This window comes from Streptomyces sp. NPDC019396 (assembly GCF_040632375.1).
In the GTDB taxonomy this organism is placed as follows: Bacteria; Actinomycetota; Actinomycetes; order Streptomycetales; family Streptomycetaceae; genus Streptomyces.
In genome coordinates this window covers 13,005-35,142 of record NZ_JBEYBS010000010.1, presented here as the reverse complement: position 1 = coordinate 35,142, position 22,138 = coordinate 13,005, and the positions used below count along the sequence as shown (strand labels likewise).

Annotated in this window: 18 protein-coding genes and 1 pseudogene; 11 read left to right on the top strand and 8 right to left on the bottom strand. The window is 68.8% G+C overall.

The genetic code is table 11. The features are described 5' to 3' along the window. Positions 1-5 precede the first annotated feature (5 nt). Positions 6-740, top strand: coding sequence for a CBS domain-containing protein (locus tag ABZ532_RS13835; RefSeq protein ID WP_361282219.1), 735 nt, complete (start codon positions 6-8; stop codon positions 738-740). 15 nt (positions 741-755) lie between these two features. Here the strand turns inward: ABZ532_RS13835 and ABZ532_RS13830 are convergent, their stop codons facing one another. Then, positions 756-1,688, bottom strand: coding sequence for a DUF1918 domain-containing protein (locus tag ABZ532_RS13830; RefSeq protein WP_361282217.1), 933 nt, complete (start codon positions 1,686-1,688; stop codon positions 756-758). A 125-nt stretch (positions 1,689-1,813) separates the two neighbouring features. Between ABZ532_RS13830 and ABZ532_RS13825 the strand changes: the two genes are divergently transcribed. From ABZ532_RS13825 to ABZ532_RS13815, 3 genes are all read left to right on the top strand, one after another. Next, positions 1,814-2,488, top strand: a complete 675-nt coding sequence (locus ABZ532_RS13825; RefSeq protein WP_361282215.1) for a CBS domain-containing protein — start codon at positions 1,814-1,816, stop codon at positions 2,486-2,488. A gap of 248 nt (positions 2,489-2,736) precedes the next feature. Continuing rightward, positions 2,737-3,612: a universal stress protein gene (locus tag ABZ532_RS13820; RefSeq protein WP_361282213.1), complete on the top strand. Its 876-nt coding sequence runs from the start codon at positions 2,737-2,739 to the stop codon at positions 3,610-3,612. A 103-nt stretch (positions 3,613-3,715) separates the two neighbouring features. Continuing rightward, entirely contained in the window at positions 3,716-5,194 is a 1,479-nt protein-coding gene (locus tag ABZ532_RS13815) for an AAA family ATPase (RefSeq protein ID WP_361282539.1), read from the top strand. Between the two features lie 35 nt (positions 5,195-5,229). On the opposite strand, the gene ABZ532_RS13810 is transcribed toward ABZ532_RS13815, so the two are convergent. Then, the gene (locus ABZ532_RS13810; protein WP_361282211.1) at positions 5,230-5,550 is read right to left on the bottom strand and encodes a hypothetical protein; all 321 of its coding nucleotides are present in this window, start codon (positions 5,548-5,550) and stop codon (positions 5,230-5,232) included. A 99-nt stretch (positions 5,551-5,649) separates the two neighbouring features. Between ABZ532_RS13810 and ABZ532_RS13805 the strand changes: the two are divergent. Beyond that, a pseudogene (locus ABZ532_RS13805) lies at positions 5,650-5,872 on the top strand (multicopper oxidase domain-containing protein); the annotation flags it as partial. Between the two features lie 49 nt (positions 5,873-5,921). Here ABZ532_RS13805 and ABZ532_RS13800 read toward each other — a convergent pair. Further along, positions 5,922-6,959, bottom strand: a complete 1,038-nt coding sequence (locus tag ABZ532_RS13800) for a saccharopine dehydrogenase NADP-binding domain-containing protein (RefSeq protein ID WP_361282209.1) — start codon at positions 6,957-6,959, stop codon at positions 5,922-5,924. Positions 6,960-7,085: 126 nt separating this feature from the next. Here ABZ532_RS13800 and ABZ532_RS13795 point away from each other — a divergent pair, with 126 nt between their 5' ends. Beyond that, on the top strand, positions 7,086-8,021 hold the full coding sequence (locus ABZ532_RS13795; RefSeq protein WP_361282207.1) for a helix-turn-helix domain-containing protein: 936 nt from the start codon (positions 7,086-7,088) through the stop codon (positions 8,019-8,021). A gap of 56 nt (positions 8,022-8,077) precedes the next feature. On the opposite strand, the gene ABZ532_RS13790 is transcribed toward ABZ532_RS13795, so the two are convergent. Both ABZ532_RS13790 and ABZ532_RS13785 read right to left on the bottom strand, forming a co-directional pair. Further along, a complete protein-coding gene (locus ABZ532_RS13790) occupies positions 8,078-8,266 on the bottom strand; it encodes a hypothetical protein (protein ID WP_361282205.1) in 189 nt (62 codons plus the stop codon). A 125-nt stretch (positions 8,267-8,391) separates the two neighbouring features. Continuing rightward, positions 8,392-8,940 (bottom strand): dihydrofolate reductase family protein, encoded by a 549-nt coding sequence (locus ABZ532_RS13785; protein WP_361282203.1) that lies wholly within the window; start codon positions 8,938-8,940, stop codon positions 8,392-8,394. Positions 8,941-9,113: 173 nt separating this feature from the next. Between ABZ532_RS13785 and ABZ532_RS13780 the strand changes: the two genes are divergently transcribed. Further along, complete coding sequence (locus ABZ532_RS13780; protein WP_361282201.1) at positions 9,114-10,028, top strand: LysR family transcriptional regulator; 915 nt, start codon at positions 9,114-9,116, stop codon at positions 10,026-10,028. 432 nt (positions 10,029-10,460) lie between these two features. Here the strand turns inward: ABZ532_RS13780 and ABZ532_RS13775 are convergent, their stop codons facing one another. Next, positions 10,461-10,943 (bottom strand): CBS domain-containing protein, encoded by a 483-nt coding sequence (locus ABZ532_RS13775; RefSeq protein WP_361282199.1) that lies wholly within the window; start codon positions 10,941-10,943, stop codon positions 10,461-10,463. A gap of 570 nt (positions 10,944-11,513) precedes the next feature. Between ABZ532_RS13775 and ABZ532_RS13770 the strand changes: the two genes are divergently transcribed. Together ABZ532_RS13770 and ABZ532_RS13765 are read left to right on the top strand one after the other, a co-directional pair. Further along, positions 11,514-12,401, top strand: a complete 888-nt coding sequence (locus tag ABZ532_RS13770) for a universal stress protein (protein ID WP_361282197.1) — start codon at positions 11,514-11,516, stop codon at positions 12,399-12,401. A 605-nt stretch (positions 12,402-13,006) separates the two neighbouring features. Continuing rightward, the gene (locus ABZ532_RS13765; protein WP_361282195.1) at positions 13,007-13,663 is read left to right on the top strand and encodes a CBS domain-containing protein; all 657 of its coding nucleotides are present in this window, start codon (positions 13,007-13,009) and stop codon (positions 13,661-13,663) included. A 939-nt stretch (positions 13,664-14,602) separates the two neighbouring features. On the opposite strand, the gene ABZ532_RS13760 is transcribed toward ABZ532_RS13765, so the two are convergent. Continuing rightward, entirely contained in the window at positions 14,603-15,460 is an 858-nt protein-coding gene (locus tag ABZ532_RS13760; protein WP_361282192.1) for a CBS domain-containing protein, read from the bottom strand. A 381-nt stretch (positions 15,461-15,841) separates the two neighbouring features. Here ABZ532_RS13760 and ppdK point away from each other — a divergent pair, with 381 nt between their 5' ends. Then, on the top strand, positions 15,842-18,526 hold the full coding sequence (ppdK, locus tag ABZ532_RS13755) for a pyruvate, phosphate dikinase (RefSeq protein WP_361282190.1): 2,685 nt from the start codon (positions 15,842-15,844) through the stop codon (positions 18,524-18,526). 216 nt (positions 18,527-18,742) lie between these two features. Beyond that, on the top strand, positions 18,743-21,106 hold the full coding sequence (locus ABZ532_RS13750; protein WP_361282188.1) for a SpoIIE family protein phosphatase: 2,364 nt from the start codon (positions 18,743-18,745) through the stop codon (positions 21,104-21,106). Between the two features lie 168 nt (positions 21,107-21,274). Here the strand turns inward: ABZ532_RS13750 and ABZ532_RS13745 are convergent, their stop codons facing one another. After that, a complete protein-coding gene (locus ABZ532_RS13745; RefSeq protein ID WP_361282186.1) occupies positions 21,275-21,928 on the bottom strand; it encodes a CBS domain-containing protein in 654 nt (217 codons plus the stop codon). Positions 21,929-22,138: the final 210 nt, after the last annotated feature.

Below are 22,138 nucleotides of genomic sequence, written 5' to 3'. Positions count from 1 at the left end.
AGACGATGAAGCACGACAGAGTCGGCACCGTGATGACGAGCGAGGTCGTTCGGGCACGCTCGGACACCACCTTCCGAGAGATCGTCCAGGCGTTCGACCAGTATCGGATCAGTGGTCTACCTGTCGTGGACGACGACGACAAAGTGATCGGGGTGCTGTCGGAGACGGACCTCCTCACGCGGGCCATGGAGACCGAGAACCAGCAGCAGACCGCTCACCGGCTCTCCTGGCCATGGCGCACTCGGCGGGGGCAGACCGTGGACGCAGGCATTCAGAAACTGAACGCAGATCAGCTGATGACCCACCCGGCGATCACCGTCCACGCCGAGGAGTCCATCGCCCTGGCAGCGCGCACCCTGGCCGAGCACCACGTCGAACGACTGCCCGTGGTCGACGAAGAAGAACGGCTCGTCGGTATCGTCACGCGTCGCGACCTGCTGCAGGTCTTCCTACGGCCGGACAGGGAGATTCACGGGATCATCGTCCACGACATCCTCGACCGCACACTCTGGCTGCCGCCCGGCACACTGGTCGTCGACGTGCGAGAAGGCACCGTGACGCTGTCGGGCGAGTTGGAATATCGGAGTGAGACCCTCCTGGTCGTGAGACTGGTCGAGCTGACTGACGGCGTGGTGGATGTCATCGACCATCTGACATACCGAGTCGACAACACTCGTCGTCCCAACCTCGAGTCGTCCGCGCCGCTCGCCGTCGGTGACCATCAGACTCCCGAAACCTGAAGACGAGGCGGCAGCTCAGCGATCATGCTCACCGTCGGCGGGACCGACGCTCCGGCCCGTGAGGTGTTCGGGACGGATCACCACCCACACGTCGCGGTCACTGCCTGCCCACGGCTTTGTGTGGGCGCGTTCGGCCAGCCGCTGCTGGGCTTCGGGCTCCGTGACGATTCGCGCCGGGCCGACGGCCAGCACGCTCCAGCCGCTGTTCAGGGTCTCGTCGGCATGGTCGATCTCGAAGGCGACGTCCGCTCCTGCGGCCGCCGCCGACACGGAGTCCGGCGCTGTACGAAAAGCGATCATGTCATCCACCACCTCGTAGTTGACCGGGACGACTGCCGGCCCTTCGGGTGTGGTCACCGCGATGCGCCCCACGCCGTGCGTGGAAAGCTTGGCGCGGCACTCGTCTGGTCCAAGGGCCCGAAGTCGAGAGTGTGAATGCTCCGTGCCCTGGCCGGACGGCAGATCGGTGTCGTCGCCGCGCAGGAATGGCACGCTGACGGTGAGCGCCGCCGCCAGGCTGATCAAAGTCGCCGGGCTCGGGTCGGCCGGGTGCTCTTCGAGGTAGGCAAGGTAGGTCGGCGCGATCCCGGCTCGACGGGCAGTTTCTGCCCGTGTCAGGCCCTGTCGCTCGCGTTCGACGCCCACACGCCGGCCGATGTCGCCCGGATCGGGCGCGGCGGCAACCTGGGACGTACCAGCCCCAGCCCCCGGCTGGTCCACGCCCGGTTTCCAGGCGCTCTCCCGGACCGCCTGGGACTCCTGCCCGAGGTGCCTGATGTGCGCGTCGGGCCCGGGAAACACGAGCGTCACTTCGTCCGTGTCCGACCAGCGCACGTCGTAGGGAGGCGTGCCGTCTTCATGGCGGAGTCCGACGATCTCGCCGTCTCGCCTTGCACCGCCCGTTGCCGTGCTCTCGATGACGAGTTGATCCCCGAGGTGAGCTCGCATGATCGCCGCCCTTTCCTCAGAATGTTGATGTGTCCAACGTGCCACGTCGGTCATGCCGGCGCACGGACAGCGACTGGTACCACCCGTACCAACGGACGGCGACCCCAACCAGTGGGAGTTCCGACATGCACCACCGAACGGTGGCAGAGCTCATGACCCGAGATGTAGTTCGGGCGCCGCGTGACATGCCATTCAAGGAGATCGTCAAATTGCTGGCGGAGCACGACGTCACCGCAGTGCCCGTGGTAGATGAACTGGACCACCCCTTGGGCGTGGTATCCGAAGCCGATCTCCTGCGGAAAACCGCTGATCAGGCGGACTTGTCCGGCCTGACGACGATTCCGCATCTGGAGGCGTGGGAGCGGGCGAAGGCCGAGGGCGCACTTGCCGAGGAGCTGATGTCGGCTCCCGCGGTGTGCGCCCGTCCGGAGTGGAGCGTGGTGGAGGCCGCCCGCCTGATGGAGATCCACAACGTCAAGCGATTGCCCGTGGTGGACGACGCGGACAGGCTCAAGGGCGTCGTCAGCCGCCGCGACCTGCTGCGGATCTTTCTGCGCCGCGACGACGCCATCCGAGAGGAGATCACCCGGGACGTGCTGCAGCAGACGCTAGGCCTCGCGTCCTCCGATGTGTCGGTCGAAGTGCGCGAAGGGAAGGTCGATCTCAGTGGATCCGTCGAGGTGCAGAGCCTGATCCCGATCATCGACCGGCTCTGCCGGAGCGTGGACGGTGTCGTCTCGGTTTCAGACCACGTCACGCAGCGGACCGGCGCCCCTCCGCGTCCCGCACCCGGCCGGTGACTGGTCTGCTGTCAGGCTTCACCGGCAGCGCACAGGCACGGTACGACCTCAATCGACACGGGGCAGCGGCTCACGCTGCGTGTTCGCGGCTTCCCAGCGCTCCACAGTTGTGTGCCCAGCTCGGCATCGGACCGCATGCACCGGGGCCAGAGCTGAGGTATCCATCGAATGGGAGTGAACCGCGCAGGGCTACTTCTGTCGCGTAGGCGGATCAGTTCACCCACCTCACCGAAACGGAGGCAGTCGCCATGGAGCCCATCGTCACTGTGGGCCTCGACGGTTCCCCGGAGAGCGTTGCAGCCGCTCGTTGGGCCGCTGACGAAGCCGAGCGGCGCAAGCTCACACTGCATTTGCTGCACGCCTGGCCCATGCTGGTGCCGGAGCCGACCAGCATACCCTCGGAGATCGATCAGAACTACTGGGCGAAGCGTCTCGTGCACACCATGCGGGCGGAGCTTCAGGCACGCCATCCAGGCCTCTCGATCGTTGGCGACCTGGTCGCTGATGACGCACAGGACGCACTACTGCGGGCCGCATCGGAGTCCGAGCTGACTGTCCTCGGTTCGCGGGGGCTGGAACTCGTCGAGAGCTACTTCCTGGGCGACATCAGCACGCCGGTTGTGGCACGGGCCGGTCGACCGGTGGTCCTGGTCCGTGCCGAGACACACAAGGCTGGCCCCCCGCCCGCACCAGGTACGACGGGCGGCGTAGTGGTGGCGCTGAAGTTGCACGGCCCCTGCGACGATCTGCTCGAGTTCGCCTTCGAATCGGCCGCGGCGCGCGCTTCCACTCTGCGGGCCGTGCATGCACAGAGCCTGCCTGTCCACGCCCATGTTCCCTGGGGGGTGGACCACGAAGTCAGCGAAGAAATCACGCGGGATCTGCAGAAGCAGCTGAGTCAGGCCCTCCGTACGTGGCGCGAGAGGTTTCCCGTTGTGGAGGTGGCGGACAGTATCGGCCTCGAAAGCCCCGCCAGGGCAGTCGTACGGGCTGCCGAAAGCGCCGAGCTGCTGGTCGTTGGCCGACGCAAGCACCGTCCCGCCCTGACTTCCCGCCTGGGCCCCGTGGCCCAAGCCGCCGTCCACCACGCGCGCTGCCCCCTCGCCGTCGTTCCTCATGACTGAGCCGGAAGGACGAGGGGAGCGGGTGGTGCCGGTGCACCCGACCGACCCGTCCGCCCTGCGGCCCGGTGCCGGCCTCAGCCTTGCGCCAGTCCCGCGCGCAGAGGTGCGCGAGACTCACACGGCCGTCGTGTTCTTCGTCGGCGACCGCGCCTACAAGGTCAAGAAGCCGGTCGATCTGACGTTCCTGGACTACACCACCGTGGCGGCACGCCGAGCCGCCTGCGAACGCGAAGTCGCCCTCAACCGTCGCTTCTCGCCCGACGTCTACCTGGGGTTGGGAGAGATCCGAAGCCCGCATACGGATGCGCCCGAGCCGCTCGTCGTGATGCGTCGCATGCCACCGGACCGCCGCCTCTCCCGGCTGGTACGCGAAGGGGAAACTGTCGACGACGCCCTCCGGGCCGTCGCCCGACAGCTCGCCGCACGTCACGCGGACGCGCCACGCAGCGGAGAAGTGGACGAACAAGGCACGCGCGACGCGCTGTCGTCGCGCTGGCAGGCAAGCTTCGCGCAGGTCCGGGCGCTGGCGGACGACGAAGGTTTCGCACCGAACGGTGCAGCGGAGGTCGAGCAGCTGGTGCGCCGCTATCTCGCCGGTCGAAAGCATCTGTTCGACACCCGGATAGAGCAAGGGCGAGTCGTCGACGGCCACGGCGACCTGATGGCCGAGGACATCTTCTGCCTCGACGACGGACCCCGGATCCTGGACTGCCTGGAGTTCGACGACCACCTTCGCTACGTCGACGGCCTCGACGACGCGGCCTTCCTCGCCATGGACCTGGAGCAGCTCGGCGCTCCAGAGGCTGCGGCGTTCTTCCTGGCCCGGTACAGCGAGTACTCCGGCGACCCCGCGCCCCCGTCGCTGTGGCACCACTACGTCGCCTACCGCGCGTTCGTCCGTGCCAAGGTGGCTCTGATCCAGGCACGCCAGGGCGCCCCCGGCGCCGAGGCGGATTCCCGGCGACTGATCACGACGGCGCTGCGCCACCTGCGTACCTCCGCAGTCGGACTGACGCTCGTCGGCGGGCTTCCGGGCAGTGGGAAATCCACGCTTTCCGGGGCACTGGCCGATCGCCTGGGCGTCACGCTCCTCAGCAGCGACCGCGTCCGCAAGGAACTGGCGGGCATCCCGGCCGACGAGTCCGCCGCAGCCGGATACGGCGAAGGCCTGTACGCACCGGAGTGGACCGCAAGGACCTACGCGACCCTGCTCGACCGAGCGTCCGCCCTGCTGTCCGCCGGCGAGTCCGTCGTCCTGGACGCCACCTGGTCGGACGCCCGACAGCGCGAAGCGGCTCTGCATATGGCCGATCGGGTCAGCGCCGATCTGGTGGCGCTGCACTGCCAGGTTCCCGGCGATGTGGCAGCGGCTCGTCTGGAGACCCGCGCCCCCGGAGCGTCCGACGCCGACCTCGACGTGGCCACCGCCATGGCGGGCAGTGAGCCGGCGTGGGCAGAGGCCGTCACGATTGACACCAGTGGGTCCGTGGAGTCCGCGATCGTCCAGGCGCTCTCGGCCATACGCCCATGGAGTACGAGCCAGGCGCCGGTTTTCCGGCGCTCCTACATGGAGCCGGACTGAGGAGGTCAGAGACAGCGCGCGATGGATCAACTCCGCTAAGCGGAACGCGGACGACGCGGGCTCAGACGACACCGTCCGTGTGAGGCGCACCGGCAGGTGCCGATGACCGCTTCGTGTGCCCGACGGGCGAGGTGGTTGGTCAGTCCCGAGGCGACCGCGGCGCTGAGCACCCCTGTCGCTCCGGTGCGGGCGGCGATGTCCTGCAGCGCCGCCACGCCCTCCAGCAACCGCTGGGTGGCACCGACGTCGACCAGGCGGATGGCGCAATCCAGACCGGCGCGCGCCACGCCGGTGTCGGGTGGCTCGACGCACAGCACCACCACACCCACGGCGCCCAGGTCGTCCGGTCTCTGCACGGAAGCAGGTCGGATCGGTGACATCCACGCGCACGCCACCGAGCTGTCGGGCCCTGTCCTCATTGCGTCCCCCGCCCACCGCCCGGCATGCCTGCGGCGGTCACGGCGGGTGACGTCCTGGACCTCACGCTCGCCAACCACCTGCCCGAGGCTACGTCGCTGCACTCCCACGGCATCCGTCTGCGCTGCGACATGGACGGCGTACCGGGCCTGACCCAGCCCCCGATCAGGCCCGGTTGCGGACTTCAGCTACCGCTTCGCCGTGGCCCACCCGGGCACCTACTGGGTCCACTCCCACTCGGGCATGCAGACGGACCGCGGCGGTCCGCTTCCGGGGCCCCGGAACGGTCTTGCGTCGCGGAGCGTCGCGTTCAGGTGTTCTGCGGGTGGAGGTCGAGTGCGATGTGCGGGGCGAGTGCGTGCAGGAAGTCCGGTGCGTCGAAGATCTCGCCGGCGGAGGCGACGCCAACAGTCTTGGTGCGGCCGGTCAGGACGCGATCGAGGGCCTCGACAGCCAGGGGCGCCGTGACGGCGTAGATGTCCTGGCCGCCGGCCGTGGCCCGGCGCTCGGCTCCGCCCGAGCGCACGACGACGTCGACCAGGAAGGTCTGGTCGGAGCGCCCCTTCCGGTCGGTGGCGGTCGGGGCCGGTGTGTGGGGTGCGGCGACGTCGCGGACCGCTTCGGCGGTCATATAGGTGGTCACGTCCGGGATGGACAGGTGCTGGGGGACGGTGACGACGTCCGCCATCGTGAACTCCCCGATCACTACCCGGGGCCCCATCGGTTCCGGGAAGGTCCACTCCAGGGCGGGCGCGGCGTCGGTGCGCTGCTCCCACTGTCCGCCGCGGTAGCGCAGGCGGACCTCGCCGCGCCGCTCGCGGGAGACGGCACCGGACAGGCGGGTGCCGGTGGTGGGGTGCCAGCTGCTGAGCGCGTAGGCGATGTGGGCCTCGTCGGCTGCGGTCCAGTTGCCCATCGCCGCGGTGGCCAGCAGGTCGCCGAGGCCGCCGAAGAAGGCCATGGCCGGGACGATCACCGCTCCCGCTTCCTGGGCCCGCTCGCGATAGTGGGCGAAGGTGTCGAGATTCGCCTCGAGTTCGGCGGCCACGTCCAGGTATGGGATCTTCGCACGGAGCGCGGCTTCGATCACGGGGCCGGTGGTCGTCGCGAAGGGGCCGGCGCAGTTGATGACCGCCACTGTTCCCGCCAGGGCCCGGTCCAGCGAAGGCGCATCGTCGACCGATGCCACCCGGGCCTCAAGCCCGAGCTCGTCGGCCAGCTCCCGCACAGCCTGCGCGTTGCGCCCGGACGGCACCGGGACGAACCCACGCGCGGCCAGCTCCGCGACCACGAACTTCCCGGTGTGACCGTACGCGCCGAACACCGCCACCAGCTGACCCGACCCCATGAGACCCTCCCGTGCACTCGAACACCGCTGCGCTGTCGATCCGCCGCGGCCTGACACTCCCATCCTGTCCTCGTGGCAGCACCCCGCACGAGCGTCGGAAACGACATGGCGCGTACAGTTTCGGACATGCCCACCGTTGCGCTGGCCGTCACCGACGGCATGCTGCACTACGAACTGTCCGTGGCCGTCGAGGTCTTCGGAGCCGACCTGACCCACATAGTGGACCCCTGGTACGACTTCTCCCTCTGCGGGAGCGGCCCGGTGCGTGTCGACCGCTTCTGCCTCGAACCCGACCACGGACTCGACCACCTCGCGCACGCGGACACGGTGATCGTGCCCGGCTGGGCCGACACGGACCGCGAACCACCCGCCGAACTGGTCGAGGCGGTGCGCGCAGCCCACGCGGCCGGCGCACGCGTCGCCTCCCTGTGCACGGGCGCCTTCGTCCTGGGCGCGGCCGGACTGCTCGACGGAAAACGCGCCACCACACACTGGGCTCACACACGGGAACTGGCCCGGCGACACCCAGCGGCCACCGTCGATCCGAACGTTCTCTACGTCGACAACGGCGACATCCTCACCTCCGCGGGCAAGGCCGCCGCCATGGACCTGTGCCTGCACCTGGTCCGCCTCGACCACGGCTCAGCCAACGCCAACAAGATCGCCCGCCGTCTGGTCATCCCTCCCCACCGCGACGGGGGCCAGGCCCAGTTCATCTCCACCCCCCTCCCCGCCCCAGGCAACCACCCCCTGGCGGAGCTCTTCCCCTGGGCGCTGGAACGACTGAACCAACCGCTCACCGTGGAGGACCTGGCCCGCCAGGCCCGCATGAGCTCACGCCACCTCGCCCGCCACTTCAAACACCTCACCGGCACCACACCACTGCAATGGCTCCACACCCAGCGCATCCGCCACGCCCAGGAACTCCTGGAAACCACCAACGCCACCGTCGACACCATCGCCACGGCCGCCGGCATGGGCAGCGCCACCACCCTGCGCCGCCACTTCCACCGCAGTGTCGGCGTCCCACCCGACACCTACCGCCGCACCTTCCGCCCCTGAAAACCAGTCCCGGGAAATCTGACACTTCACGCTCGGTGGCCATCGGTGGCCACTTCTTACGCGTCCGTCCCCCGCCGCGGGGTGGGCGGAGACCCGATGTGGTCGCCGTGATCGGACGACGCGAAGACGCCGGCCGTGTCCCCTCCTGTGTGAAGGAAGCGTTCGTCCAGGATGGCGGCCAGGCCGTCCAGCGCCCCGCGCAGCATTGTGGCGGAGAGCCGGGAGTCGGGATGGCGGGCGCTCACCGCCTGCTCTGCGAGGCTGGCGGCGTGGCCGACCGAACCCGGCGGAACGGCAGTCTCGCGACGGCCGCGTGCGGGCGCCGGGGTGGGGTCGGTTCTCCCGTCCTCATCCCGGCGGAGCCGTGCCGCTACCTCTGCTCGGCGGGCCGCAGGTCCAGGACCACGGTGCCGGAGCCGAAGGTCGTGGTGCCGGCAAGCGTCCATGATGTGCCGGGGGTGCCATCAAGGAAGAGGCGCTTGCCCTTGCCGACGATGACGGGATGGATCCAGAGCTTGAGCTCGTCGACGAGCCCGAGTTCGATCAGAGAGTTCGTCAGGTCACCGCTGGCGTACATCAGGATGTCGCCCGCGTACTGGCCCTTGATCTTTGCGATCTCGGTGGCCAGGTCACCGCGGACCACGGTGGCGTTCCACTCCGCCTGCCGGAGGGTGGTGGAGACGACGTGCTTGGGGAGGGTGTTCATCCGAACTGCGAACTCGCCCTCGGATGCCTCCATCTGCGGCCAGGCGGCGGACATGCCCTCGTAGGTGACCCGGCCCAGCAGTAGGGCGTCGGCGGCGAACAACTGGCCGTGGGCGTACTTGGCGTGGTCGCCGTTGAAGTACGGGCCGGTCCAGGCCGGGTTCTCCATGACGCCGTCGAGCGACAGGTAGGTCAGGGCGACGATCTTGCCCATGGAATTCTCCTTGGTTCAGGACAGAGCAGGGGAATGCGGCGTCTCGGCTGCAGACTCGTGCCGTGTGCGCCGTCCGGATCAGACTGCTCCGCAAGATCGGTTCGAACAACGCCCGATACTGGAACCCACGTTTAGCGGGGTTCAACACCGGAGCCAGAACTGAAGGGGGCCTTGTGCTCGAACGCCTGGAGCTCGAAGCGTTCCTCACGCTGGCCGAGGAACTGCACTTCGGGCGTACCGCCGAGCGCCTGCACGTCACGACCGGCCGGATCAGCCAAACCATCAAGAAGCTCGAGCGGTACATCGGCGCGCCGCTGTTCGAGCGCACCAACCGAAGCGTTCGCCTGACCGCGCTCGGCCACCGGCTGCACGAGGACCTCCGGCCAGGCTACGAGCAGATCCAGGCCGGCCTCGACCACGCGATCGACAGCGTCCGGCAGACCCGCAGCGCACTGCGCGTCGGATTCGTGGGCGCCGCTGCCGGACAGGTCGCCCACCAAGCCCGTGAACTGTTCCCCGAACGCGAGCCTGACTGTTCGGTCCACGTTCGGGAGGCACAGATCATCGACGCCGTCGCTCTGCTGCGCGAGGGTGACGTGGACGTCCTTGTCCTGAGCTTGCCGCTACCTGGGCCCGACCTGGTCATCGGACCGGTGCTGATCTCCGAACCTCGGATGCTTGCCGTCCCGGCCGGCCACCCCCTGGCCGACCGCAAGAGCGTGACCATGGAAGACCTCCCCGGCATCCCGCTCCTGCGGCTGGCCGGCGCGCTGCCCGGTGACTGGCCGTCAGATCGCTGGCCCGAGCGCACGCCCCGTGGCCGGGCCGTCCCCGGCGGCCCGTCGTTCGAAACCTTCCAGGAGGCCCTGCAGCTCATCGGCGCGGGAAGCGGCGGATACATCGTCGGAGCGCAGGTCACTCGGTTCTACACCCGCCCTGACATCGCGTTCATCCCGTTCTCCGACGCCCCGCCGATAGACTGGGCCCCCGTCTGGCTCAGGTCCAACAACACCCCGCGCATCCGCGCCTTCGCCCGGACCGCCCAGGAGGTTGCCATCCGCATCTACCTGACCGCCATTCACCAATGACCCCAGATCAGCTCTTCCGGCCCACATCTGCGTCCCCGCGAGCCAGCGCCACCGAGGTGACCGGCGCGCATCCGAAGGGCTGCGGACTGACCGTGAGTAGACCGGTCGGTGGAGTTCCTGGGCCTGGTCACCGCCTGCCACGCTCGAAACACCACGGCGCGCCATGTCATGGACGGCTCAGAAACGGGGACTCAAGAACCTCACAGGCGCCTCGCCTGCTACACCAAGATCGTCTTCTGCATTTGACCAGTGGTCTGCCTGTCGCGCCGAGTCACCGGCCCTGGCCCCGGTGTGCCCGTGCCACACGCTCGGGGCCGTCAGGTCCCCGCCGAGCACGTTTGATCACGGTCGTCCACCAGACCGGGAGGACCGGCACCTCCGGGCAGACGCCGTCGAGGCGTGCTCGCCGCGATGCGGCGGCAGGCCGCCGAGTCAGTTCTCACGTCCGTTCAGCCGTACGGGACGTGGCGAGAAAGCGGGGGAGAGGGCATCCGGCGGATCGCGCAGCACCGTCCAGGCGACCGGGCCGAGCACGTCGGCCAAGCGCTGGAAGACGTCCAGGAACAGGTCGTCGATGGTCACGAGGCCGACAACAGGCCCGCGCTCGTCGAGGACGGGCAGCCTGCGCACACCTGATTTGCGAAAGGCTTGGTAGGCGGCATGGATGTCATCGGTGGTCTCCAGTGTGACCACGGACGACGTCATCATCCGCGAAACGGGAGTCTCCGGTGGGACGTCACGGCCCAGGCAACGAACTGTGAGGTCGCGGTCGGTGATGATGCCGCGCAGTGTGCCCTCCTCGGCCACCACCAGGCAGCCGACCCCTTCCTGGAGCATGAGGCGGGCAGCTTGTGCCGCTGACGTGTCCGGGCCCACCGTCGCTACCGGCGACATCATGAAGTCGGAGACCTTCACCGCATACCCCTCTTGCCTTCGGGTAGTGAACGCGGCGCGTCACCACCGGCCGATGCCGTGAAACCGGCACCCCATTGTCACGCCGGCCGTGCCATCAACGCACCCAGAAGATTCCCCGACACAGCCCTGATCCAAGCCGGCCGCAGCGCAGTGGATGCCGGCCGGCGGGCGGTGGTCCTTGCATCGGCGAGCAGCGAAGGCCGGAGGGTGTCCCACCCTCCCCCGTCCTTGCCACTGAGCTCCCTGGCCGCGGCGCTCGTACTCGACTCGGCCGTGTCACCGGCCTTTTCGTGTCGGGCTCAAGGTGCTGCTCGATGGCATCGGCAGCCGCCTTCTTCTGCGCCGGCGTCGACCTCACCCAGCGCGATGCTGTCTCCGTCGTCGGCTCAAGCCCGCGCGAGGAGCGTCCTGCCCGGGAGCAACGAGGCCGGCCACGGCCGCGCCCGCGCGGTCCGTACGAGCTGCCTGGGCCGAATGGCCCTCGGGCACATCCGGTTGTCCCTCGCGACGATCACGGCCCGCAGGCATTCTGAGGGGGTACTCCTGTGCATTGACGGCCGGAGAAAGGCGGTGGGTACAGTGGAGTCACCCTTGGTCGTGGGCGTCGACGGCTCCGACTCCAGCCTCGACGCACTGGTCTGGGCTGTCGACGAGGCCGCCCGTCACTCGCTCGCCTTGCGCCTGGTGTACGCCTCCCGATGGGAACGCTACGAGGGCCCCGCCGCCTTCGTCGAAGATCTCGAACGCCCTTCGGAGCAGCAGCTCATCGACGCCGTCGTCGATGTGGCCACTGAGTGTGCCCACCGGCGGAACGCGGGCGTCAAGGTCGTGGCAGAGGTTCTTCCGGAGGACACCGTGACCGCACTGGTGACGGAGAGCCGCCGCGCTTCGATGCTGGTCACGGGCACGCGCGGCCGCGGCGGGCTCACAGGCCTACTGCTGGGCTCGGTGTCGCTGGGGGTGGCAGCGCGAGCACACTGCCCGGTGGTCGTGGTCCGCGGTGACACGGCCGGCCGCAAGGGCACGCACGGGCGCGTCCTGCTGGGAATCGCCGATACCGGGCAGGGCTCCAGCGCCGCCGGTTTCGCGTTCCGGGAAGCCGCGGTGCGCGCCTGCGAACTCGAGGCGGTCCGAGCCTGGCGCCGACCGGCACACCAGCCCGCCGACCACATACTGCAGGCCGCCGACCCGGGGCTGTACAACAGGGAGAGGGCGGCCGCGCAGATCGACGTGGCCGTCTCCGAGGAGGCCCAGGAGCATCCCGAGGTCCTGCTGCGCCGCTCGACCGTCGAAGGCCCGGCCCACAAGGTGCTGGTGCAGCACAGCGCCGCGGCGGACCTGGTGGTCGTGGGGGCGCACCGCAGACAGGGGCACTTCGGTCTCCAGCTCGGGCGGGTGACCCATACGGTGCTTCATCACAGCGAATGTCCTGTTGCCGTGGTACCGCAGGAGGAATGACGGCGCCGGTCCCTCTCGCCCATCTACGAGCCGGGGCCTTCGGGCCGGCCCTGCATACGGCAAGAGAGCGGACCACTCGTGCACCGCAACGCCGTCCCGCGTCGGCGACGTGATGACCAACCGCGTAGTCGCTGACCGTCGGAGGCCGAGGGCCGATCGGGGCCGAGCAGGGGACTGTTGGGCCCTGGAGACTGCGCGCGTCGAGTGCTCTCCTGGAAATGGCGGAAAGGACCCCTGAAGAGGCGCGGAGAAGCGGCTGGCGGCCGTGCACCGTGCGATCAGGATCCGCGAGAAGCGGATGGGTCCTTTTCGTCTGGTGTCGGGCGGGAGTGCCGGACCCGGCTGATCGTTTCGTCGGCGACCACGCCGTTGACGGCACTGGCGTTCGATGACCGGATTGTCGGCACGCTCCGCGGCCTGCTCAGGTCAGCGTCGGACGGCGTCCCGCACCGTCGCCTGCACAGTGCCGGGCGGGGCCCCAAGGTCGGGTCCGGCACTTCCCGGTGGATCTCGTCGCTGATGATGTCGTCTCCCTCGCAGGAGCGGCCGGACGATCCCCCATCTGGGCGGATGATCCGAAGATTGTCCCGACGGGAGGTGCGGAGATGAGGCACAGCAGGGTCGAGAGTCTGATGGTGGCTGAGGTTGTATCGGTCGTTCCCTCGACGCCGTTCAAGGAGGTCGCCAAGCAGCTTGCCGAGCACGACATCAGTGGAGTGCCGGTTCTGGACGAAGGCGATCGGGTGGTCGGGGTCATCTCAGAGAGCGATCTTCTGATGCGCCAGGCATCGGCAGGAGGCTCCGGTTGGGAGAGGGCCCCGTCGGACCGCGCCGACCGTGCGGACGCGCCCACCGCGGAACAGCTGATGTCCGCGCCGGCCATCACGGTGCGCGCCGACGACACGGTCACGGAGGCGGCGCGCACGATGCTGCGGCACAGCGTGGAACGACTGCCGGTGGTCGACGAATGGGGCCGTCTGGTCGGGATCGTCACCCGACGTGATCTCCTCAAGGTGTTCCTGCGGCCGGACCAGGAGATCCGGCTCCGAGTCATCGAGGAGGTGCTGGTGGACACGCTGGGACTGGCGCCTGACGCGGTCGAGGTCCACGTAGTCGATGGAACGGTCACACTGGAAGGATGTCTGGAGACGCTCAGCGAGGTCCCGGTCCTGCGTCGGCTGGCCGAGCAGATAGACGGCGTCGTGGCGGTGAACGACCTTCTCACCGCTCGCGTCAACGAGGCCCCGAATCCCAGCCCCTGAGTCGGCCGTCGCAGTGATCCGCTGCTGGGCGCATCTACCGCTCAGGTGTCCGGCGTCAGTCAGCCAGGCGCCTGGTGTCCGGGGTGTTCGTCTCCATGGCGACGCCGGACATGGTGGTGACTCGCGGCCGCGTCACCTTCTTCGGCGTCCCGACCAATACGGTTCCACGCTCGCCCATTCCGCACCCCACGCATCCAGGTTCGTCGCTCGAGTCGCCGCGACCGTAGAGAGAACACTCCCAGGGAAACGGCGGATATCCCAACCAGTGCGGACAGGCCCGCAGCGGTGGATGCCGCGGCCACCTCGATGGTTCCGCGCGGCTTCGGCGCGCGTTTACCGTCCTTGTTCACCCAGATCCGCACCACACTGCCGGAGTCGGTGCCGGCCGGTACTTCGAGAGCACCCCGGTGAACGACTCCTCGGAAGCGCCATGTCGCCTGCATGAAGGCCTTATCCGCGACACCCGATCGTGTGCGGCTCGGCTCTGCCTCCACTCCTGGCGCGACGATCGCACTGACCTGGTGGCGCTGCTCCTTCTCGAAGATGGCGTGCTGTTGCCCGCTGTGCCAGGTTGCCCAGGCAGCCGCCACCGCAAGGCATAGCGCCACAACTACGGTAAGGGCGAATTCCACCATCAGCCGACTTCGAGCTCGGTCGACAGGGCGGCTCAGCGGCTGAGCAGCCTCCCGCCCGGCCGCGCGGAGCAGATGGCGCCAGAAGGTGCCCCGTGCGGTTCCGGTCGGCCGCAGTCCCGAAAGGCCTTGCGGCATGACGGCCTCCTTGCGTCGACCCCGGCCCGTCCGTCCTCGAGCCTTGGCGATGAAGCCTCCGGCCGCGAGTCCTGAGCACCTCAGCGAGCAACGAGCAGTTCTTCGACGAGTCCTGCTACCAGGACGGGCCCTGCAGCCATGGGATCGAGTACACCGCGGCTCCGGGTTCTCACGGCGTGGTGAGGTGGTCGACCACCTCGGTCACGTCGGCCAGACCGCCGATCCGGTCGATGAGCCGCTGGGCGTCGACGCGGTCCATCGGTCCGCTCACTTCCACGGTCCCATCGCGGACGGCGACCGTCACCGTCTCCCGGGCGGTGGGGAATTCCTCTGCGATGATCCTGGACTGGATGTCCTTCTGGATGCCTGCGTCGTCCCTCACCAGGGCACTCAGCAGGATGTTCCTTCTGACTACACCGACCAATTGCCCGTCCTGGTCTGCCACGGGCAGTCGCTTGAGTCGGGACAGCGAGGCGAGCCACGCTGCCTCGGCAACGGTCGCTTCAGGGTGCACGGTGATCGCCGGCGCGGTCATCAGGTCCTCCGCGGTCCGGGCGCGCGTCATTTCGTGGAGCCCCCGGCGCACAAGAGGGCCGCGTGCACCGGGCTCGTGGGCCGTTGCCTCGATGGCGGCCTTGGCCAGCAAGTCGGACTCCGACACCACCCCCACCACCCGGCCGTCGGCGTCGGTTACGGGCAGTGATCCCACACCTGCGTCGGTCAGCGCCCGCGCAATAGCGAGAAAGGAATCTTTGATGTTCACCGATGCAGCGGAGACATCCATGACATCACGGACCAGCAGTATGGGGGCCACAGCATCCGGCCCGGGTCGACCCTGCTGCGGCCGGTGCGGCGGGGGTGACTGAGCATGGGAATGCCACGTCGCCGCCTGGCGGGCAAAAGCCGTTGCCACCGCGCCGAGGTGCCGAAGCATCGGGTGCTGCTCCCGGTTCTCGCCGGCGCGGCTTTCCTCCCTCACCGCGCCGTGGGCGTCGGCGCAGGGCGAAGGGCCAGCGCGCTCGTTCATGGCTGCCTCCTCGCGCGGAGGGACTCTTTCCCACAATGTCTCTCGGCCCAGAGCTGTGACCAAGGTCCGTTCGGCCCCCTCTGGAGTGGCGCAAGGTCCCGGCAGGCGCCCGGGCTCGTCCACCCCACGACCGACGGGGCCGCAGGCCCCCCAGCTACGGCGCGACGGAGGAACCGCGAAGACGCCCTTCCTGGCCGGGATCCGCTGATGATCCGGCAGAGACCGCATTCAGCCACTTGCGGTGGGACCGAACGTCCCTCCGCGAGGACGTATGGTCCCTCTCTTCCAGCCCCGCTGTAGAGCCAGCGTGAGAAGTGCGGGGCGGCGGTCGGCCGCGTACGGGTCGGATGACGACCGGGGCCGCAGGGACAGGCGGGACAGATGAACACCTACGTGTACGACTTCGCCGAGAGCGGTGGGGAACTGGCCCACCTGCTCGGGAACAAGGGCGCGAACCTCGCACAGATGGCTCGGATGGGTATGCCGGTGCCTCCCGGGTTCACTGTGACCACGGAAGCGTGCCGGGTCTTCCTGGCCACCGGTGAACCTCCAGCCGATGTGCGGCAGCAGGTGCATGACCACCTCGCGACCCTCGAAGCCACGGCCGGGAAGCGGCTGGGGCAGGCGGACAACCCGCTGCTCGTCTCGGTCAGGTCCGGGGCGAGCATTTCGATGCCGGGCATGATGGAGACCGTCCTCGACATCGGCCTCAACGACTACTCGGTGCTCGGACTCGGCAAGACGCCGGAGCGTGAACGGTTCGCCTGGGACTCATACCGGAGGCTCGTACAGATGTACGGCAGCACCGTGATGGGCGTGGACAGCTCTTTGTTCGAGGCATTGCTGAACAGCATCGAGGAACAACATCACGCGGCGGACGACAGCTGCCTGGACGCATGTGATCTGATCCGCATCACGGAGTCCTTCAAGGACCTCGTCCTTGAGAGGACGGGCCGTGCGTTCCCGCAGGAGCCATCCGAGCAGTTGTGGGAAGCCGTACTCGCCGTATTCGCTTCGTGGAACGGTGAACGGGCCCGGCTCTACCGCCGCCGCGAACACATCCCGGACGACCTCGGTACTGCGGTCACCGTTCAGGCCATGGTCTTCGGCAACTTCGGGCCGGACTCCGGCAGCGGCGTCGCCTTCACCCGTGATCCGGCAACCGGCTGCCCCGGTGTCTATGGCGACTACTTGCCCAGCGCCCAGGGCGAGGACGTCGTCTCAGGGGTGCGCAACACCGTACCCCTCCAGGAGCTGGCCTCCTTGGATCCCGCATCGTTCGCGCAGCTCCGCGAGCACATGCGCAAACTGGAGGGCCACTACCGCGACCTGTGTGACATCGAGTTCACCATTGAGCGGGGCACGCTTTGGATGCTCCAGACACGCGTGGGCAAACGCACCGCTCAGGCAGCTTTCAGCATCGCCTCGCAACTGGCCGATGAAGGGGTGATCACACCCCGGGAGGCGTTGGGCCGGGTCGACGGCGCAGGACTCGCCCAGCTCATGTTCCCCCGCTTCGACACCACCGGCACCGGCAACGTGATCGCCAGGGGAATCCCCGCCTCACCGGGTGCGGCTGTGGGAGCTGTCGTCTTCGACTCGGCGGCAGCGGTCCGCAGGGCCGGCGCGGGAGAGAAGGTCGTCCTCGTGCGGCACGAGACCACGGCCGACGACCTGCCCGGAATGGTCGCTGCCCAGGCCGTGCTCACCAGCCGCGGCGGAAAGACCAGCCACGCAGCGGTCGTGGCCCGGGGGATGGGCAGGGTGTGCGTGTGCGGGGCGGAAGGCATCGCGGTGGACGTGGAGGCACGGTGCTTCACCGCCGGGGATCTGACCGTCTCCGAGGGCACCGTCGTCTCTGTGGACGGCTCCCGGGGGCTCGTCCTCATGGGGGCGGTGCCCATGGTCGATTCCGACGTCATGCGCTACTTCGACCGGGGCGGACTGTTGCCGGACGGCGCTTCTCAGGAACCGGCCCGCTCCGTTCACCGGCTCATGACGGAGGCCGACGCTGCACGGCGGCTGGAGGTGCGGGCAAACGCGGACACGCCCTGCGATGCGGCACGGGCCCGGCGCTTCGGCGCGCAGGGAATCGGACTGTGCCGCACCGAGCACATGTTCCTCGGTGACCGGCGTCCCCTGGTCGAAGACATGATCCTCGCCGAGAGTGAGACGGCCAGGGCTGCCGCGCTCGATGCATTGCTGCCACTGCAACGTTCGGATTTCATCGGGATCCTCGAGGAGATGGACGGACTCCCGGTGACGATCCGGCTGCTTGATCCGCCACTGCACGAGTTCCTGCCCGACCGAACCGAATTGGCGGTGCGGGTGGCCCGGAGCGAAGCCCTCGGCACGCCGCCTGACCCCCGGGGTGCCTCTCTGCTGGCCGCGGTAACCCGCATGCACGAGGAGAACCCCATGCTCGGTCTGCGCGGTGTCCGGCTCGCACTGGTGGTGCCCGGACTCGTCGCCATGCAGGTGCGGGCCATTGCCGAGGCGGTGGTGGCACGCACGCTGGCCGGCGGCACCCCACGGGCCGAGATCATGGTTCCGCTCGTCGACGCGGTGGAGGAACTGCGTCTGGTGAAGGAGGAGGTCGGCCGCGTCTTGACTGCGGTCTCCACCGAGACAGGCATCGATGTCGATTGCCCGGTGGGAACGATGATTGAGCTACCGAGGGCGGCTCTGACGGCGGGCAGGATCGCCGAAGAAGCTCGGTTCTTCTCGTTCGGTACGAACGACCTGACGCAGACCACCTGGGGCTTCTCGCGGGACGACGTTGAGGCGGCGTTCTTCTCCGCCTACCTCGACAAGGGGGTGTTCACAGCGTCACCCTTTGAGACGCTCGACCGCGAGGGCGTGGGGCGCCTGGTCCGCATCGCCGTCAGTGAGGGCCGAAGGGCGCACCCCGACCTCGTGATCGGCGTCTGCGGGGAGCACGGCGGAGACCCCGCCTCCGTGCGCTTCTTTCACGAGGTCGGACTGGACTACGTCTCCTGCTCACCGTTCCGCGTGCCCGTCGCGCGACTGGAAGCCGGCCGAGCAGCGCTGCCGGCAACCGACTGAGAGGGGTCGGCGGGCCACGGTGCGTCCGCACCGTCGCACAAGCGCACGAAGCCAGAACGCGGCAGGAGTCGTTGCGGCTGTACAAGCCGTACGGCCGCCCTCCCGGCAATGCGATGCGCGCGACGACGGGCGGGGGCAGGCTGGAAGTGCTGCCCCCCCACGGCCGGTGGGAGGGGCTCTGAGCGGCAGTGAGGAGGCCCCTTGGGGGTACCGAGCATGACCACGCAGTCGGAGGTGATCAGACTCATGGAGCAGCGGAAACCCCTGTTGGTCGTGGACGCGGACGGTGTCGTCTCGGAGTGGAGCAAGGACGCCGAACGCGTTCTGGGGCACACCGCTGCCGACGTAGTGGGGAGGCCTGCCACGATCCTGGTGGAAGCACCGGCTCACACTGGCGAGCGGGTGAGGTTCGCGCCGGGCGGCGCCCGGTGGACCGACGGGACAACAGGTCTGGACCTGCGCGTCGAACCCATTGTGCGCGCGGACGGATCGAGCGCCTGGGGCATCTGGATGACGAGCCGGCACAGCACAGAGGCCGGCCTGGGCACGGCACTCCTGGATGCCCTGTTCACCCAGTCACCGGTCGGCCTCGTCGTCGTGGACGCGGATCTGCGCGTGCTGCGCGTCAACACCGCCTCGAAGGGCATGCGCGGTGCCTCCGTCGAGCAGCTGCTCGGTCGGCCGGTGACCGAGGCCTTCGACATGGCCGACCCCGATGGCGTGAGAGCGATGGTCGGCGCCGTGCTCGCGAACGGTGTGCCGGTCCTCGACCGCCTCGTACACGGCCGTCCACCGGCTGTTTCCGGTCCCCAGAACATCTACTCGGTCTCCGTCTTCCGCCTCCAGGACGACGCCACTGGCCGCGTTCTGGGGGCCGCGGCCTCTTTGGTGGATGTCACCGATCGGGAGCGCGCGCGGCAGCACGCAGCTGTGCGCAGCGCCGCGCGTCAGGGGATCGGCAGTTCGCTGGACGTGATCACGACCTGCCGTGAACTCGTGGACGTCGCGGTACCCGGCTTTGCGGATACCGCGGTGGTGGATGTCCTGGACAGCGTGGTGCGCGGGGAGGAACCGCCACCGGGCCCGCTCTTCGGCAACGAACCGATGCGGCGTAGCGCATTCAAGACGGGAACCGGGCAGCCGCAGGCATACCCGGTGGGTGGTACCAGCAGGTTCCCCTTCCCGACTCCGTACACGCAGAGCCTGGGCGACCTCGAACCTCGTCTCCTCAGCGTGGACGAGACCACCCCATGGCTGGCCGCCGATCCGAGACGCGCGCAACTGATGCGCATCGGTGGCGTTCACTGCATGATCGTGGCCCCGCTCGTCCTGCGTGGCGCGGTGCTGGGCATGGCCTGCTTCTACCGCTCGGCCCGGCCCGAGCCGTTCACACCCGACGACCTGATTCTGGCTCTCGAGCTTGCAGCACGCACCGCAGTGTGCCTGGACAACGCCCGCCGGTACACGCGCGAGCACACCATCGCCCTCACTCTGCAGCGTCATCTCCTGCCACACGGGCCCAGTTCCCAGATGGCCGCTGAGGTCGTTCATTTCCACCTCCCCGCCGAGGCGGGCGGCGGCTGGTTCGACGCCATACCACTGTCCAGTGCCCGAATCGGACTCGTGGTGGGCGACGTGGCCGGCCACGGTATCCACACCGCCACCACCATGGGCCAGTTGCGCACCGCCATCAACACGCTGGCCGCACTGGACCTGTATCCGGACGACCTGCTCGCCCGCCTCAACGACACCGTGATCCGCCTCGCACGCGAACGGTCGGCACTGCCGCCCGCCGACCCGCTGCGCGACGAACCCGTGAAGGCCACCTGCGTATACGCGGTCTACGACCCGCTCACCGGAGACTGCAATATCGCCCGTGCCGGATACCCGGCGCCCGTGCTGGTTCACCCCGACGGCACCACCGAGATCCCCGATATTCCCGTCGGGCCTTCGCTGGGCGGCGAAGAGGCACCATTCGCCGCCGCACAGTTTCGTCTTGCCCCCGGCAGTGTCCTCGCGTTGTACACCGACGGACTCGTCGCGGCCGCTCGTGCCACCACGGAGACCTCCCTGGAGCGCCTTCGCTCTGCGCTGTCCCGTCCTGGTCGCTGCCTGAGCGACCTACGCGATGACGCCGTCTACGCCTTGCAGCCGGCTCCGCCGCTGGGCGAGGACGCCATCCTCCTCCTGGCCCGAACCCAGACTCTCAGCGAGGACCAAGTCGCTACCTGGGCCGTGCCTCCCCACCCGGAGGCCGTTGCCGCAGCTCGCGCCCACGCCGTCCGGAAACTCTCCGACTGGAAGCTGACCGGGGAGTCCGTCACCCTCGAGATCATCGTCAGTGAGCTGGTCACCAACGCTATCCGCCACGGTGCACCACCCGTGCAGCTACGGCTTATCAAGGACCGCACCCTCACCTGCGAGGTCTCGGACGCAAGCCCGGCCGGCCCCCACCTCCGTCATGCCCGTACCGTCGACGAAGGCGGTCGCGGTCTGTTCATCGTCGCCCAACTCGCTCAGCACTGGGGTACGCGGTACGGCGAGCACGGCAAGACCATCTGGACCGAGCTGGCTCTATGACGCGAGCCCCGCCGGGCGTGAGGCGGAAGCCGGCGGGATTGGTTGCCGTTACCAGCACGCTCCTTGCCTGCCTGGGAGCCCGAGGTTTCCGCCCCCGGCGGCCTTCGGCTTCTCCAGCCCCCATTGAAAGGCGCCTGGGTCGGACGAGGACGGCATCGGCCCTCGGTGTCATGCCTCTTGCGGGCAGGTGAGGCGGCAGTTCACCTCGACGACGCCTTCCACCGCGTGGGCCAGGCGTTCCGCGACGGGTATCAGAGTGCCGTCACGGACCGTGCCGGCCAGGGTGACGACTCCGTCGGTGACATCGACGCGGATGCCTTGCCGGGAGACAGCGAAGAGGCGGTCGACCACTTCGCGGCGGACCTCGGCGGCAAGGTCGTCATCGGGGCGGAGGAACACCTTCAAGAGGTCGGCGCGGCTGAGGATTCCCTGGAGGGTCCCGTCGGCGTCGACCACGGGTAGCCGCTTGATCCGTTGCCGGACCATGGCACGGGCGGCCTGCGGCAAGGTGGCGTCCGCACGGATGGTGATCGCGGGAGTGGTCATGAGGTCCCCGGCGCGCACCGCGCCCGCTTTTGCCGTGTCGTCCAGGTTCCGCATCTGCTCGACGAGTCCGGGCCCCCTGTCGTGGAACTCCTCCTTGGGCAGCAGATCCGCCTCGGACACCACGCCCACCACGCGGCCCTCCCCCTCGACTACCGGCATGGCAGTCACCTTCCACTGCTCCATAGCGGCAACGATCTCCTTGAACGGCGCATCGCGCTCCACGGCCACGACGGTCCGCGTCATCACGTCGCCGACGGTGTACGGGGTGGAGACCATGGTGCACCCTCCTGGGAAGCACAGGCCCTGCGTACGTGCGGACAACCTGCCGCATGACCGGTGGTCGGCCGCCCCGATGGCGCGGGGAACCCTCTCGTATGCCTGCTCCTCACTTTCGCATCCACAACGCCGCTCCAAATGGGCCAAGAGGCTCCGCCGCAGGGCCGTCCGGCCCATGCGGTGCGGCCACTGCCAGGGACACGCTTGCAG

Coding starts and splice junctions, on each gene's coding strand:
- ppdK (WP_361282190.1), top strand. CDS start 15,842: ATGAACACCTACGTGTACGACTTCGCCGAGAGCGGTGGGGAACTGGCC.
- ABZ532_RS13820 (WP_361282213.1), top strand. CDS start 2,737: ATGGAGCCCATCGTCACTGTGGGCCTCGACGGTTCCCCGGAGAGCGTT.
- ABZ532_RS13785 (WP_361282203.1), bottom strand. CDS start 8,940: ATGGGCAAGATCGTCGCCCTGACCTACCTGTCGCTCGACGGCGTCATG.
- ABZ532_RS13760 (WP_361282192.1), bottom strand. CDS start 15,460: ATGAACGAGCGCGCTGGCCCTTCGCCCTGCGCCGACGCCCACGGCGCG.
- ABZ532_RS13800 (WP_361282209.1), bottom strand. CDS start 6,959: ATGGGGTCGGGTCAGCTGGTGGCGGTGTTCGGCGCGTACGGTCACACC.
- ABZ532_RS13830 (WP_361282217.1), bottom strand. CDS start 1,688: ATGCGAGCTCACCTCGGGGATCAACTCGTCATCGAGAGCACGGCAACG.
- ABZ532_RS13745 (WP_361282186.1), bottom strand. CDS start 21,928: ATGGTCTCCACCCCGTACACCGTCGGCGACGTGATGACGCGGACCGTC.
- ABZ532_RS13795 (WP_361282207.1), top strand. CDS start 7,086: ATGCCCACCGTTGCGCTGGCCGTCACCGACGGCATGCTGCACTACGAA.
- ABZ532_RS13750 (WP_361282188.1), top strand. CDS start 18,743: ATGACCACGCAGTCGGAGGTGATCAGACTCATGGAGCAGCGGAAACCC.
- ABZ532_RS13835 (WP_361282219.1), top strand. CDS start 6: ATGAAGCACGACAGAGTCGGCACCGTGATGACGAGCGAGGTCGTTCGG.
- ABZ532_RS13765 (WP_361282195.1), top strand. CDS start 13,007: ATGAGGCACAGCAGGGTCGAGAGTCTGATGGTGGCTGAGGTTGTATCG.
- ABZ532_RS13825 (WP_361282215.1), top strand. CDS start 1,814: ATGCACCACCGAACGGTGGCAGAGCTCATGACCCGAGATGTAGTTCGG.